Annotated in this window: 12 protein-coding genes; 4 read left to right on the forward strand and 8 right to left on the reverse strand. The window is 37.8% G+C overall.

All coding sequences use genetic code 11. The features are described 5' to 3' along the window. Positions 1-178 precede the first annotated feature (178 nt). Entirely contained in the window at positions 179-1,618 is a 1,440-nt protein-coding gene (locus tag GQR87_RS12835; protein ID WP_158969900.1) for a sulfatase-like hydrolase/transferase, read from the reverse strand. An 86-nt stretch (positions 1,619-1,704) separates the two neighbouring features. Then, a complete protein-coding gene (locus GQR87_RS12840) occupies positions 1,705-3,381 on the reverse strand; it encodes a DUF4955 domain-containing protein (protein WP_158969902.1) in 1,677 nt (558 codons plus the stop codon). A gap of 278 nt (positions 3,382-3,659) precedes the next feature. On the opposite strand from GQR87_RS12840, the gene GQR87_RS12845 reads away from it, so the two are divergent. From GQR87_RS12845 to GQR87_RS12855, 3 genes are all read left to right on the forward strand, one after another. Further along, entirely contained in the window at positions 3,660-5,030 is a 1,371-nt protein-coding gene (locus GQR87_RS12845) for a sulfatase-like hydrolase/transferase (RefSeq protein ID WP_158969904.1), read from the forward strand. 113 nt (positions 5,031-5,143) lie between these two features. Continuing rightward, complete coding sequence (locus GQR87_RS12850) at positions 5,144-7,078, forward strand: sialate O-acetylesterase (RefSeq protein WP_158969906.1); 1,935 nt, start codon at positions 5,144-5,146, stop codon at positions 7,076-7,078. A 160-nt stretch (positions 7,079-7,238) separates the two neighbouring features. After that, entirely contained in the window at positions 7,239-7,988 is a 750-nt protein-coding gene (locus GQR87_RS12855; RefSeq protein WP_158969909.1) for a FadR/GntR family transcriptional regulator, read from the forward strand. 116 nt (positions 7,989-8,104) lie between these two features. Here GQR87_RS12855 and GQR87_RS12860 read toward each other — a convergent pair whose 3' ends face one another. The 6 genes from GQR87_RS12860 to GQR87_RS12885 all read right to left on the reverse strand — a co-directional run bounded on the left by GQR87_RS12860 (position 8,105) and on the right by GQR87_RS12885 (position 13,566). Beyond that, positions 8,105-9,046 carry a DUF4861 family protein gene (locus GQR87_RS12860; protein ID WP_233267260.1) on the reverse strand — a complete coding sequence of 314 codons (942 nt, stop codon included), beginning with the start codon at positions 9,044-9,046 and terminating at the stop codon, positions 8,105-8,107. A gap of 15 nt (positions 9,047-9,061) precedes the next feature. Next, the gene (locus tag GQR87_RS12865; RefSeq protein ID WP_158969911.1) at positions 9,062-10,360 is read right to left on the reverse strand and encodes a TRAP transporter large permease; all 1,299 of its coding nucleotides are present in this window, start codon (positions 10,358-10,360) and stop codon (positions 9,062-9,064) included. 2 nt (positions 10,361-10,362) lie between these two features. Next, on the reverse strand, positions 10,363-10,863 hold the full coding sequence (locus GQR87_RS12870; RefSeq protein WP_158969913.1) for a TRAP transporter small permease: 501 nt from the start codon (positions 10,861-10,863) through the stop codon (positions 10,363-10,365). Beyond that, the gene (locus GQR87_RS12875) at positions 10,860-11,813 is read right to left on the reverse strand and encodes a TRAP transporter substrate-binding protein (RefSeq protein ID WP_233267261.1); all 954 of its coding nucleotides are present in this window, start codon (positions 11,811-11,813) and stop codon (positions 10,860-10,862) included. The genes GQR87_RS12870 and GQR87_RS12875 overlap by 4 nt, the downstream gene beginning before the upstream one ends. Before the next feature lie 129 nt (positions 11,814-11,942). Beyond that, a complete protein-coding gene (gene kduI / locus GQR87_RS12880) occupies positions 11,943-12,785 on the reverse strand; it encodes a 5-dehydro-4-deoxy-D-glucuronate isomerase (RefSeq protein ID WP_158969915.1) in 843 nt (280 codons plus the stop codon). 16 nt (positions 12,786-12,801) lie between these two features. Next, on the reverse strand, positions 12,802-13,566 hold the full coding sequence (locus tag GQR87_RS12885; protein WP_158969917.1) for an SDR family oxidoreductase: 765 nt from the start codon (positions 13,564-13,566) through the stop codon (positions 12,802-12,804). Between the two features lie 294 nt (positions 13,567-13,860). On the opposite strand from GQR87_RS12885, the gene GQR87_RS12890 reads away from it, so the two are divergent. Further along, complete coding sequence (locus GQR87_RS12890) at positions 13,861-15,114, forward strand: glycoside hydrolase family 105 protein (RefSeq protein WP_158969919.1); 1,254 nt, start codon at positions 13,861-13,863, stop codon at positions 15,112-15,114. Positions 15,115-15,151 lie beyond the last annotated feature (37 nt).

Raw genomic sequence — 15,151 nt, forward strand, 5'->3', positions numbered from 1 at the left:
TAATTATTGTGTTCGCTAAAGTAACCAACAATAGTACAAGCAAGTTGCACCAATTATTATTGACAAAAACACAGATGACAGTAATCAGATGAATATTTTTAAAGTGATTTTAAGGGGATTACACTAGTTTTATGTTTAAAAACGATAAGCCCCACTAAGGGACTTATCGCCAGGATTTTTAATGGCCGTCTATTAACAAAATAGGATTAACATAAGGCTCAGAATCTTTATCAAATTCCTGCTGTAACATTGTCAATAATTCGGCTAATTTCTCTGCTTTGCTGCTAGCTAAATTTATTGTTTCTGATGGGTCGAGAGCTAAGTTATATAGTTCTGGGGTGATATTATCAGCATATGGCGTTTTTTCATGGATCACTAACTTCCATTGTTCTAAACGTAAAGCCATATGTTTAGCCGTACGCCAATAGAACTTAGTAGCCAATAATGATTCACCTGTGTGCAAGGTTTGACTCATATCACGGCCATCACCATCGGCGTTTTCTGGTACACCCGACAATTGTGCAAGTGTGGCAATAGAGCGATAAAGATCTTGAATAATAATAGGCGTAGTTAATTGTTTTGCGGCTAATTCTTTAGGCCAATAGATAAATGCCGGAGTACGTATGCCACCATCATAAGGATGGGCTTTCCAACCACGATATCCGCCTGTGTTTCCATATTCACCTTCATTGCCATAAAAATTAATATGGTGAAAATCTGGCATGATATACCATTTTTTGCCCGGCGCCGATGGACCATTATCACTGAAAAACAGCACTATGGTATTAGCTAATAAATTATTATCTTCAAGCTTAGCAATAACCTGTCCAACCGAATCGTCAAGCTGAGTCATCATACCGGCATATCCCTTACGAGTTTGGTTGCCAATAATATCTTCATAGGGTTGAGTCCATTTTTCATCAACCTGAATAGGCACATGAGGCGCGGTATAACTCAAGGTTAAAAAGAATGGCTTTGAATCGTTACTTTGATAATCATTTAAATAGCGCATAGCGTCTTTAGTGATCAGGTCTGTTGCATGTTCTTGGGGTAATTTTATTTGTGTTGAATTTCGATACCAATCATGACCATGCTCGGGATTATGATGCATATAATGATCAATCCAGCCCCCTCGAATACCATAATGATAATCAAAGCCTTTATCTAAAGGTGCAAAACCTTTTTCTTCACCCAAATGCCATTTGCCAATCAGAGCGGTTTGATAACCATTCTCTTTAAACAAAATTGGCAATACTTTACGCTCTGCTGGTAAGCCAACTTTGTCTTCTTTCATAATAGGGTACAATAAACCAAAACGACTTGGCGTTTGCCCAGTGAAAAAGGCTGCCCTTGAAGGTGTGCAAGTAGCATAAGTATAGAATTTGTCTAAGCGCACAGCATCACTGGCTAACTTGTCTAATGTCGGGGTATTAATAACCGAGCCATTGTAACCGACATCGCCAAACCCTGCATCGTCAGCAATAATAACCAGCACATTAGGTTTTTCAGATGCCAATTTATCCGAACTTTTAGCCATGCTCTTAGTCATGCTAACTGGCGTTATCAATAATGCCACTAAACTAGTGCACATAATAAAAATTGAATTTTTTATTTTCATTATTTCAATCCAAATTTGAATAATTTATGGCTTAAATTTTTAAGCCATTGAGTTTGTTATGGGATAAAACTTGTTATGCGAATAAGTTAATCTTCAACATCATGTTTAATCAACAGTTCCTGCCATTCTGACAACCTCTGGCCAAGCCACTTAGGTGTTTCACCTAATCGTTCGCTCAATTGCGCTTCGTATAATGAATCCAGTGCCACACGTTTACCAAAACTAGCCACATGTCCGGTATGTTCATCAAGGTAACCTTCAGCGCTACCTTCATAGCCAATTAATACAGGGTTTACTGCAGAAAAAAAGGTATATGCCTGTTCTTTAGGGGCATCAACATCCCAAAAATTAAACTTATCTTTATGCCACTCTCCTACCTTGTTCCCTGTTTGTTTGAAGTTCCAAAAAACTAACCCTTCAAGGTGGTTAGGTAAATTTTTATAGTTACCGCCCCAGCCACCAAAACCGAAAGAAGTGATATTGTCGTAAAGACTAAAACGAGGGAATAAGCCATGTGAATCAATGCCTCGTGATTTAGGGCTAACAAAACGCCAAATGACGTTACCTACAGAAAGATGTGATGCGCCAGGTCCGTGCCATTGGCCATCATTAGTTTTATCAATATTAAGGGCGGTAAGGTTTCGTGTACCAAAGGTAATATTAAAACAAGAATGCCCCCTATTACCCTCAATAACATTAAGCATCATAGAATTCGCGACCCCACCAGAAATGGTAGCAGCCACAGATACATCACGAAAAACCACATTTTGTACCCAAGAATGGGTGGTTCTATTTAATTGAACAGCGGTATAGCCAGAATCATGGGTAGCATTTTTATGATGAGCAAATTTATCTTTAAAGTTACCGCTAAAACGTAAGTTTTCTATGCCTACATTATTGATTGTGTGGATCGAGCGTATTTTCCATTTATAATCAGCGTTAATTCGTGTGATAAGAGGCTGCTTAAAATAGATTTTATCACCTTTAACTTCTGCTATTTCTAACGTTTCAGATGCTCGCACTCCGTTTTTAATCACTTCTTGCCAGCTATCTCTTGGTTGTTTGTTGAACATGAAATCGTCATTTGCCGCGGTATTCTGCATATCTAATGTGACTACATCTCCGGCCTTAAATCGGCCTGCATCTTTAACCACAACCAAACTATCATTTTGTTTGGCATTTTTAACAATTACAGATTCAGCAATATATTTACCCTGTTTACTAGAGGATGGAGCAGAAGCACCTAACGGCTGAAACTTAATCATAGGAGGCACAGTCCACATCTTTTTTGGATCTTGTGGAGCAAGTGGGTAACGCATAAATAACTCAGTTCCCTGTGTATCATTACCGCTACCACGTAAGACAACCCGTGAACTTCCCACTGATAGACCTGAACGACGATCTGGACTTTCATTAATTAAAAAACGACCAGCAGGAAAATACACTATTCCACCACCGGCTTTTTCTGCGGCCTTAATGGCTTGCTGGATCCCAGCTTTATCTTCAACGTCATCATCAGCAATAGCACCATAATTTGTTACATCAAAAACAGGCAACTGTAAGGTTGGAATAGCTGAATTAGAATAATTTACCCCTACTGCCGAATAATCTAAAAATACCGCAGCTGGGTTGTCAGGTAAATAAGCCTGCCATGGGGTGACATTTTCTGATGTATTTTTTTCGATAGCATTATTTTGCTTCACCACGGTTTGACCACAAGCGGTAAAAACAAAGATAGTCGCTAGACATAACACTCGTTTCATGAAGATTCCTTATACTGACAACAAAAATATCGGTTTCGTTATCAAACGCAACGAAATCGATAAATGACGTAAAATTTAAATTTGTTCAAACATGGCTACAAACAGCATTACACTTATATTATAAGTGCCTGAATAAATATCAGACGAACACTCACTTAAGCTTTAATGGGTAAAATAGTTGTTATTTGCACCGGTTGATAGGTAAGATATCATACAACTAAATATAATGACAATTCGTTAACATCTAATTTATATAGGTCAATGATAGGTGAAAGATAATGTTTGATAAAATTAAAGTAATGCTGCTATTCCCTCTGTTATTTACTCTTAGCAGTCATATTCATGCGTCATCAGATGTACAGAACAATCACCTAAAAGACAAACCCAATGTGATTATTATTCTGGTGGATGATGCCGGTTTTGATGACTTTGGCTTTCAAGGCAGTGCTCATTTCGACACACCAAACATTGACAAAATTGCCACACAAGGTATGACTTTCACTGAAGCTTATGTGTCATCTAATGTATGTTCACCTTCACGGGCGGGATTGTTAACAGGTCGTTATCAACAAAGATTTGGTATGGAAAAAAACATGACACGTTTTCCTGGTGATTTTGCTCGCGGTATACCAACAGATGAATTCACAATAGCTCAGCATTTTCAAGCATCAGGCTATAAAACCGCAGCTATAGGAAAATGGCATGTGGGTTATCAACAAGAGTTTCAGCCAAATAGTAAAGGCTTTGACTATTTCTTCGGTTTGTTAGGAGGCCACAGAACCTATTTCAAACATATAGAAAATCCCAAAAATATCGCCGATAAATACAATTACCTGCAACGTAACGGTGAAATATTGCCTGAGTCAAATACTGAATATGTCACCAATTTATTAACCGATGATGCAATCGAATACATAACAAAAAATAAGCACAATCCATTTTTTATGTATCTGTCTTACACGGCTGTTCACACCCCCATGGATGCCGAGCCTGAGAGATTGTCTAACGTGCCCGATGAAATCAGCAATGACAGACGTCGAAAGCTATATGCCATGACAAAATCCCTAGACGAGAACGTGGGTAAATTAACTCAGGCACTTGCATCAATGAAACTAGATAAAAATACCATTATTGTTTTCTTAAATGATAATGGCGGGCCTACCAGTAACGCATCTTCAAATGGTAAATTAAGAGGGACAAAAGGCACACATTTTCAAGGTGGCATTAGAGTACCCATGGCGATTAAATGGCCTGGACATATTCAGCCAGAAACAAGTTATCATCAACGTGTCAGTTCTTTAGACTTACTCCCTACCCTGCTAGCTGCAACTAATACTCCCTATTTAGCCAAGCAATTACCATTAGATGGCGTTAACTTAATGCCATATATTCAACAGCAAAAGACCGAGAAACCACACAAGTCTTTGTTTTTTAAATTTTGGTCTGGCCGAGCTCACATTAAAGGCGATTGGAAATGGTTAGTAGCCAAAATCGAACAAGAGAATGGACAAAAAAAAGCAGTGGAGTTTTTGTTTAATATCAACAGTGATCCTTATGAAACAACTAACCTGATCAAGCAATATCCTCACATAAAAAACAGATTGAAGAGCGAATGGGAAAACTGGAACAAAGAGTTAATAGAATTGTAGTTTAAGTTTAAATAGTGATTCACGGCCTAAAGGTTTAGTCCGTGAATTATAAAATCAACAATCTAATAGATTTATTCTCAACCTAAATCAATGCCGACTAGACAGAGAAAAATATGAGTAAAATTTACACCGCATTATTTCACATAGTCATTTATGTATCACTAAGTGTTATCTCATTTAATGCTACAGCTTTATCGGTATCAAAGTTATTTCAAGACAATATGATTATTCAACGTGAGCAAGCTTTTATCATCACAGGTACTGCCTTGCCCCTTAGCGAGATACAAGTTGTATTTAATCAAACTAGATGGACAACGACAGCCGATAAAACCGGTGATTGGCAGCTATCATTACCCGCAGAAAAAGCAGGAGGTCCTCACAAGTTACACATCAGCTCAGATAAAACGACTAAAACCATTAACAATATATATTTTGGCGATGTTTGGATTGCATCTGGCCAATCAAATATGGAATGGAAATTGTCGTGGACTACAGAAAACTGGCAAACAGCAGTCGAACAAGCCAAGTTTCCATTAATACGTTTTTTTAATGTTGCAAAAAGTATTAGCCCGATACCCAAAAATGCTCAACAAATTGAAGGACAATGGATAATGACCTCACCAGAAACCGTTAAAGATTTTTCTGCTGTAGCATGGTATTTCGCCAAAGCCATTTATCAACAGACTAATGTTCCCATAGGTATCATTAACAGTTCTTGGGGCGGCACACCTATTGAAGCATGGACACCAGACAGTATGGTAAAGGGCTCATCTGATGATTACCCAAATCCAAGTTATCTAGATCCAATTCATTGGCAAAAGAAATTACAAATATCCAATGAAAAATCCAAATTACGGCAGAAACAATTGCACAATGAAACATCATTCAAAGAATTACAGCTCGCATCAAATCAATATGATGATAACAAGTGGCAGCGTATAAACTTACCTGGGAAATATTTGGCTAAAAACATCCTATGGCTGCGAAAAAGTCTGAACTTATCAGAGATTTCAATTAACAAGCCTTCCATGTTATCTGTTGGTTTTTACCCTAATCATTTTGAAGTATTTATCAATAATCAGCGTGTATTTAAACGAGCAGCACACCAGCCTTTAGGCGAAATTACGATCCCTGCCGGTATATTAAAAAATGGCAATAACACTATTGCCATCCGTACAGCGAATGACTGGAGCAACTTTAATCAATTTGCTTTGACAGACCAATTTTATCTAGAAAATAATCAACAAAAAATCAATTTAACAGGAGAATGGCGCGTCAATAACACATTAGAAACGCCACTAGTATCAGCGACTCGATATCAAGGCAATCACAGTGTTTTATACAATGCCATGATCCACCCACTGATTGATTTTAAAGCCAAAGGGGTGATTTGGTATCAAGGTGAAAGCAATACTGGCAGAGCTCATTTATACCAAACACAATTCAAAAACTTGATTACAAGTTGGCGTGATAAATGGCAACAAAAAAACCTGCCCTTTTACTACGTACAATTAGCTAATTATAAAGAGCGAGTCAATCATCCGGTAGAAAGCGGCTGGGCTGAAATTAGACAAGCCCAACTTGACACCTTATCAGTAGCCAATACAGGTATGGCTGTGACGATTGATGTGGGCAATAGTTTAGATGTACATCCGCGGAATAAAAAAACAGTAGGCGAACGCCTTGCTGCAATTGCTAGAGCCAAGCTATATGATGAAAATATTCCATATTCAGGCCCTCTAATTGAAACAATTACGCAAGCGGATAAATCACTTATATTGGAGTTTAAACACGCTAAACCACAGTTAATCGCCAAAGGTCAACTATTAGGGTTTGAAATTGCGGGTATCGATGCTACATACCAAAAAACTAGCGCTAAAATTGTCAATAATCGGGTTATTCTTGATACTCAAGATATAAATACAGTCTGTTCAGTAAGGTATGCATGGTCAGACAATCCAGTGGCAAGTTTAATTAATCTTGAAGGTTTTCCAGCCAGTCCTTTCCAATCTTTCTTGACTGAAAATTGTGTAAATACCAAACCATAAAAAGTAACAGGAAATTTACCGCTTTGAATAAGCGGTAAGTTACTAATTTATCGCTATTGAATAGCTCCCCATTCTATTGTTTTAATTCAAGTTTAAATGGAACTGAGATCAGAAATTTGCTATTGTCGAATTAACATTGTTTACATATAAGTTATCAGACATGGAACTTTTCACACTTAACCAAGTACCAAAATCTCTCAGCCTAACTAACGAGCTAGTCAAATCTTTAAGAACAGAGATCCAAAAAGGCACCTTAAAACCAGGAGATAAGTTACCTTCTTCTAAAGTTATCGAGAGCCAAGCTGGTGTGAGTCGAAGTGTGGTACGTGAAGCTGTAGCGCAATTAAAAGCCGAAGGCTTAGTAGATAGCCGTCAGGGTGTAGGTGTTTTTATTACCTCAACCCAAAAAGCTCAATCTTTTAAAATTGACAAGTCTGAATTCGAATCTATTCATGATGCGATTCAAATCCTAGAATTGCGTATGTCAGTTGAAGCAGAAATGTGTGGCATGGCAGCTAAATATCGTTCAGATGCACAAATGGAAAATATCATAGCTTGTATGCATGCGATGGAAAAAAAGATAGCATTAGGCGAAAAAGCCACAACTGAAGATTTTGCATTTCATAAAGCGATTGCAGAAGCTTCAGGAAATCCATATTTTCTTCGTTTTATTGACTACATAGGTTCTGGCGTGATCCCTGCTCGCGAAATTATTACCAAGTATGAAAAAGACAGTGATAGCGAAGGACTGTTAACTGTTATCCAAGATGAACATCGTCAAATTGCCAGAGCAATTCAGTCGCAAGACAGTGAACTAGCAAAAGCCTCTGCAAAAGCTCACCTAAGCAATAGTATTAAACGCCATAGTACAATTGAAGAAACACTCGTTTCTGTCTCCCCTATTAACTAACAATAAAAAAGCTCAGTCTATTAATAATAAACTGAGCTTTTAGGTATCTTATAAAATATCACTTTAAAACAGACAGTTTTTTCTTAACCTTCCCCCTGTTTTTACCTGAACTCAGGTTATTTAAAGTCAGACTCAGTACGATAAAATTCATTTAAATACTGTTTCCATTGGGCGAAAGTTGTTATCTCTTGGGCTTTTTCCCAGCCATAACCAGCATAATATGTCACTTGCCCTTTATCGTCAGTTTTGGTGATAGCCAGAGCATGGCCAATATCTTTTTGTCCTAGACTTGGCACCAGCTTAAAGTCATCAATGCGTTTAGGATCAACTAAAACTCCAGTTCCTAGACCAAAACCATCTGTGACTTCCCACGTTGCGACCATGCCTGTTTGTTTGTCCCAGTTTGCAATGGCGGCTTCATCATGAGTGGTTAAACCAACAGTAATTGGTAAACCTACAGCTAGCTCTCCGTCCTGCCAATAGGTGGATGTGGCTTTGAACACTCGCTGACCTGTCTGTATTTCAATTTCCTTTTTCTCTTCATATACAATGTCATTTATTTCATTTTTATAGCTAAGTACAAAGCGAGTTTTTTCTGCTGATTGTTCAAGTATTTTCCAATCAACAAATGTTTCTAACGGCTGTCGTTGATCATCTAACCATAAAGCTGAACTACCACAACCCGCTGAAGAGCCAACATGGTAATTATCTAAACCTTCCCCCCAATCTTTATGATAGGTTTTGTCTTGCTCTAAGGCTTGTTTATACCATTTGTTAACGATTGGTGTTTTTACTCGTTTTAACCAACAATCCAATCCTGCATTTTCTGACATGTTCCTAGCGAAAGGACCATAAACACGAAAAGCAACCAAATCATTTTCCCAAGCAAAATCATCATTTCTTTCAGGGACAAAACGGGCAAAGGTAGTTGCTTGGCTATGCTCAATTTGAGTATCAGTTTGCTTTGCTGACTTAGTTGAATTATCCCCTACATCACATGCAGACATTGCAGTGACTGTACTTGCTAGGATAAAAATATTTTTTAAATTTCTCATCATAATCTCACGTTAACTTTAATATAAACCAAAAGCTTTGGGTAAAAACTCACTAATTGCCGGAATATAAGTGACTAACATTAGTGCAATAAACATCGCAATATATAAAGGCACCATAGGTCGAATAATTTTATCTATGGTTGTATTGCCAACAGAACAGCCTACAAACAATACGGCCCCAACAGGTGGTGAACATAAACCTATAGAAAGATTTAACACCATCATGATGCCGAAATGTAGTGGTGACATACCCAGGCTTTCAACAATAGGTAAAAATATGGGAGTGAATATTAATACTGCAGGAGTCATATCCATAAAGGCACCCACAATAATTAATATTAAGTTAATTATAAGTAGGATAATTAAAGGGTTTTCACTTATCGCCATCAAGGATGCGCTGATAATTTCAGGGATATTTTCATAAGATAACATCCATGACATAGCCGAAGATGCGGCGATTAACAACAATACAATGGCAGATATTTCCCCTGATTTGACAAAAATTTCTTTTAATTCGCCTAATTTAACCTCTTTGTAGACAGGTACGGCTAAAAACAAAGAATAAAAGACCGCAATCGCCCCAGCTTCAGTAGCAGTAAAAACGCCCCCTAAAATACCGCCAATAATAATAACTATCAGCAATAAACTAGGTACAGCTGCAATCACTTTTTTAGCAACTATAGAAATAGGCAATCTAGCTTCAGTAGGAAACCCTTTTTTAACCGCATATACAGCACACACGGTCATCAATAATGAGGCTAACAATAAACCGGGTAAGTAACCTGCAACAAATAACGCCGAAACCGAAACACCACCACTGGCAATCGCATAGATAATTAGGATATTACTAGGTGGGATGATCATTCCAGTTGTGGCAGCAGAAGCCGTCACAGCTGTGGCAAAATTACGATCATAACCTTTCTTTTCCATCTCAGGAATAATGAAGCTACCAATAGCACTTGTAGTCGCAACGGCAGAACCTGAAATACTACCAAATAAGGTACATGACATAACGTTCACCAAAGCTAAGCCGCCAGGTAACATGCCAATTAATGCCATCGCACAATCAATCAGTTTACGTGCCACTCCTCCCCGTCCCATCAGTAAGCCTGATAACACAAATAAAGGTATGGCTAGTAAAGCAAAGCTGTCTAATCCTCCTACCATACGCTGAGAAATGGTGGTGGTTGCAGGAATAAAGTCGATACTAAATAACATAGCAACAACAGTTGAAATACCAATACAGAAGCTTATTGGTACGTTTAATACTAATAATAGAAAAAACACTAAAATTAAAATTAGGCCACTAAATTCCATGTTTATTCTCCTGCCACTTGCGGTGAAACAAAATGAGCACTTTTAACAAAAAATAACTTCTCTATTGCAGTAAAACAATAAATCGCCCCAGTTAAAGGCATCACACTGTAGACATATGCCATTTTGATTTCTAATACCGCAGATAACTGAACAGGTTGTAATGTGGTGGCAACAAGGTTTATGCCACCAATAATCAGTACTGCCAATGAAAATGTAAATATCAAAAAATGTACTAAGCGGGCTAAATTAACTTGCGCATTAAGACTCAGTTTACGGGCTAAAATATCTAAACTGAGGTGGGAGTTTTGTTGATAACAATAAGTCGAACCTAGCAGTCCTAACCAAATTAATAAAAACCGAGATATTTCATCAGATCCGGCACTAGGCGACATCAACACATAACGTGAGAATACTTGCCATAAAACAGTTATCACAATCAATAACATCAATATAGATACAAAATATCCAGTAATTTTAGTTAACCAAAAATTTATCTGTTTCATTGTTTAGCCTTTATCCGTTCAAGGTATTGACCAACCACTGTACCTTGATAAGCATTATGCAAATGAGATACGGCCTGCATAAAAGGCTTTTTATCTGGGTAATATATGTTTAACCCAACCTTCTTCATTTCATCCAGAGCAAAGTTTTCAGATTCTAACCAAAGACGTTTTTGTTCATCTACCGCATCAGACATAGCTAACTTTAACCATTTCTTTTCTGGTTCTGATAAATGCTGAAAAATATACTGACTAATAACAATCACATCAGGAATCGAAGTATGTTCATTTAAAGAATAATTTTTACACACTTCATAATGCCGCGCAGAATAAAAACTAGGGGGATTATTTTCAGCTCCGTCAACCACTCCTTGTTGTAAAGCAGCGTATAGTTCGCCCCAACTAATTGGGGTAGCCGAGCCATTAAATGCATCAATCATTTTTACCGCATTTTGGCTATTCATGACACGAATTTTCAGGCCTTTGACATCATCGGGAGTCCGTATCATTTTGTCGCAGGAATAAAAGCTACGGCTACCAGCGTCGAAATAACCTAAGCCATATAAATGAGCAGATTGCATTGAATGTAATATATCTTCGCCAATATCGCTTTCTAAAATCTGCCAACGATGGTCTCGACTAGAGAAAACATAAGGTAAGCCAAATAAGCGCATATCATCTACAAAACTTTCTAAGGTAGCGGCTGATACTTTAGTCATGGCTAAGCTACCAATTTGTAGCAATTCAACTAATTCACGTTCTGAACCTAATGTGCCATTAGGATATAACTTCAGGCTCATTTCGCCATTGGAGTAGAACTTAAGCCTTTCAGACATAAATTCTAATGCTTTATGTACAGAATGTTTGGTATCTAGGGTATGGCCTACTCGTAATACTGTTTTATTACTTTTATCAGCACATCCAGAAATTAGCAGTAGCAAAATTATTGCCATAACTCTTTTATAGCGGAGACATCTCATCACATCTTACTCTCAAAATTCATTTGAAATTCAATAATTTGGAATGCTTCAATAGTAAGTTAATGAGAAATATCATTAACCTACTATCAATAACTTCACCAATTAACGGAGTTCAGACGCTTGGTATTTATCCATATCGTTATAGTCCAAGTTTTCACCTGCCATTCCCCATATAAAGGAATAATTTGAAGTACCAGAACCACAATGAATTGACCAAGCTGGCGAAATCATCACTTGTTCGTTGCCTGCCCAAATAACACGGGTTTGTTTTGGCTCACCCATAAAATGTGCAACCGCTTGATCTTCTTTTATATCAAAATATAAATACGCTTCCATACGTCTGTCATGCTGATGCGCAGGCATAGTATTCCAGACACTTCCGGTTTTAAGAGAAGTTAAGCCCATCTGCAACTGACAAGTATCGACCACACCTTGCACAATTAGTTGAGCAATGGTTCTTTCATTGGATGTTTCTTGTGAGCCCATATGTAAAACCGTCGCGTCAGCCATGGTTATTTTTTTGGTTGGGAAAGATTTAAAAGCTTGAGCTGAATTAATATAAAAACGAGCTGGCGCTTCTGGGTTTACGCTTTTAAAAATGACTTCCTTGGTTCCTGAACCGACATAAATAGCTTCTTTATTGCCTATGCTAAATTCTTCACCATCGACAATTACTACACCTGCTTGACCAATATTAACCGCACCTAATTCACGACGAGATAAAAAATGCTCACTTTTCAGAGGATCGATAGAATCAAGCACGAGTGGCTCTTTGGTAGGAACCGCAGCCCCTACAATATAACGATCATAGTGGGTATAAATTAAATTTATTTTGTTATCTTCAAATAAATTATCACCCACAAAGGCTTCACGTAACTGTTCTGTAGTGAAGTTTTTTGCTTCGTTAGGGCCTACTGCATAACGGGTTTCAAATTGAATAGTCATATATATACCTTATAAATTAACGGGCTAACCAGCCGCCATCAACGGCCAATATATGGCCATTTACGTAATCACTTGCTTGAGTCGATAAAAAGATTGCGGCCCCAACCAACTGTTCGGGTTCACCCCATTCACCAGCAGGGATACGCGCTTGTATTTGTTGATTTCTTTCAGGATTGTCTTGTAAAGCTTGAGTGTTATCTGTTCGAAAATACCCAGGTGCAATAGCATTTACTTGAATATTCTGTCCCGCCCACTCATTTGCTAAAGCTCGTGTGATGCCTGCTACAGCGTGTTTGCTAGCGGTATAAGCTGGTACAGTCATACCCCCAGAATAAGACAGCATAGAAGCAATATTAATGATTTTTCCATACCCATTATTAATCATTTCTCTACCGAGAAGTTGACTTAATTGAAATACAGAATTGACATTAACATCAATCACTTTCTTAAATTCGTGCATAGGATAATCTGTCGCAGGAAAGCGAGAAATAGTGCCGCCATTATTGATTAACACATCAATTTGACCAGTGATTTTTAACGCATCTTTAGCGAGTTGTTCTACCTGAACTTCATCAGATAAATCGGCAGCTAGGCCAAAAGCTTTGCCACCAGCTTGTTTAATAAGGCTTAATGTATGATCTGTGCCGCCAATAGCTGAACTGGCGCAAACCACTGTAGCGCCTGCTTTAGCTAAGCCAACAGCTAAAGCTTGGCCTAAACCACGACTGGCCCCAGTCACTAAAGCTGTTTTACCTTGTAATGAAAAAAGAGTGTCTTGCATTTATTTTCTCCAACAAAAAATGTAAACTCTGAAGTCATGTTATCATACAAGCATAAGTGTAACCATTGTTTTAAATACATTATTTTAACAAAAGTCACACTAAACAACTAAAATCATCTAAATATTCACTTGTCAAAGTACCTTTTTTACATATACTTGTCTGACGTCATACACTTAGTTAAAATAAGTATTCACTAATAAAACATATCATATTAGGTTTGAAAGATAAGTTTATACTTACAATAATAGAGAGCTTATTGTGACTCTATACACACTCATTTATAAGGGGATCCTATGTCTATAGCAAAAACACTGGCCAAACTCAGTATCAGTTTAATTGCTTTTAGTACTTTATCTTGTGCTTCGACAGAAAAAGCACAGTTAGACAGCGCTTTAAATAAACAATCTGTATATAAAGCAATGAAAAAGGTAACTGACTGGCAGATGTCTAGATTTAACAACAAGACATATTTGTTTGAAGGTTATGAAGAAGGTGCTCACATGGCTCCTACAGACGAGAGTAGTCATCCTCAAGGTTGGGTTTATGCCTCATTTTATGTAGGCATGGCACGTATGGCAGAATTAGAAAGTGCAAAAGGTAACGACCAGTATTCAGAGCAATTACTTGATATAGCCAAGCATGGTAAGTATTTATTTGCCCCTAGAATTTATAACGCTGACGACTACGCAATTGGCCAATTATATTTAGATTTATACAAAAAATACCCTAACGAAGAAATGTTGACCCCACTTAAAGTGATCTTTGAAATCATTTTACAAACCCCTTCAACTACTACCTTAACTTATGAAGATGTTACTCAGACTTCAGTGCATGATGGTAAATTACTGCAAGATTTTTTTGGAAATAGACAATTTCAACTTCGCCCATGTAAAAATAGATGGTGTTGGGCCGACGCCTTATTTATGGGACCTCCAGTATGGATTAACTTAAGTAAAGTAACAGGTGACTCACGTTATTTAGAATTTGCTGATAAAGAATTATGGGAAACCGTTAATTTATTGTGGGATGACAAAGATCACCTATTTTTTCGCGACACTCGCTTTTTTGACAAGAGAGAGCCAAATGGTGAAAAAGTGATTTGGGCGAGAGGTGTGGGTTGGGTTGCGGCAGGATTAGCCCGTATTCTTGAGCACTTCCCTAAAGATCACCCTAGCCGAGCTAAATACGAAGATATTTTTCGTAAGATGATGACTCGTTTAGCTGGGGCTCAGCAATCAGACGGCTTATGGCGTCCTTCAGTTTTAGATCCTGACACTCAACCTTACAAAGAAACCAGTGGCACAGGTCTAATGGCTTTCGCTTTTGCATCAGGGATTAATCAAGGCATATTAGATAAAGAAACATTTATGCCGGTAGTCAATAAAGCTTGGGCTGCACTAATAGATGCGGTTCAACCAAGTGGCAAATTAGGCTGGGTACAACAAATTGGTGATTCTCCAGATAATGTGTCAGCTGAAGATACACAAATATATGCAACAGGTGCCTTTTTATTAACTGGTAGCGAGTTGTACAAATTAGCTAAATAATTCCGCTAAAAAAAAGCAGATACTCAGTATCTGCTTT

This window comes from Paraglaciecola sp. L3A3, assembly GCF_009796765.1.
Taxonomy (GTDB): Bacteria; Pseudomonadota; Gammaproteobacteria; order Enterobacterales; family Alteromonadaceae; genus Paraglaciecola.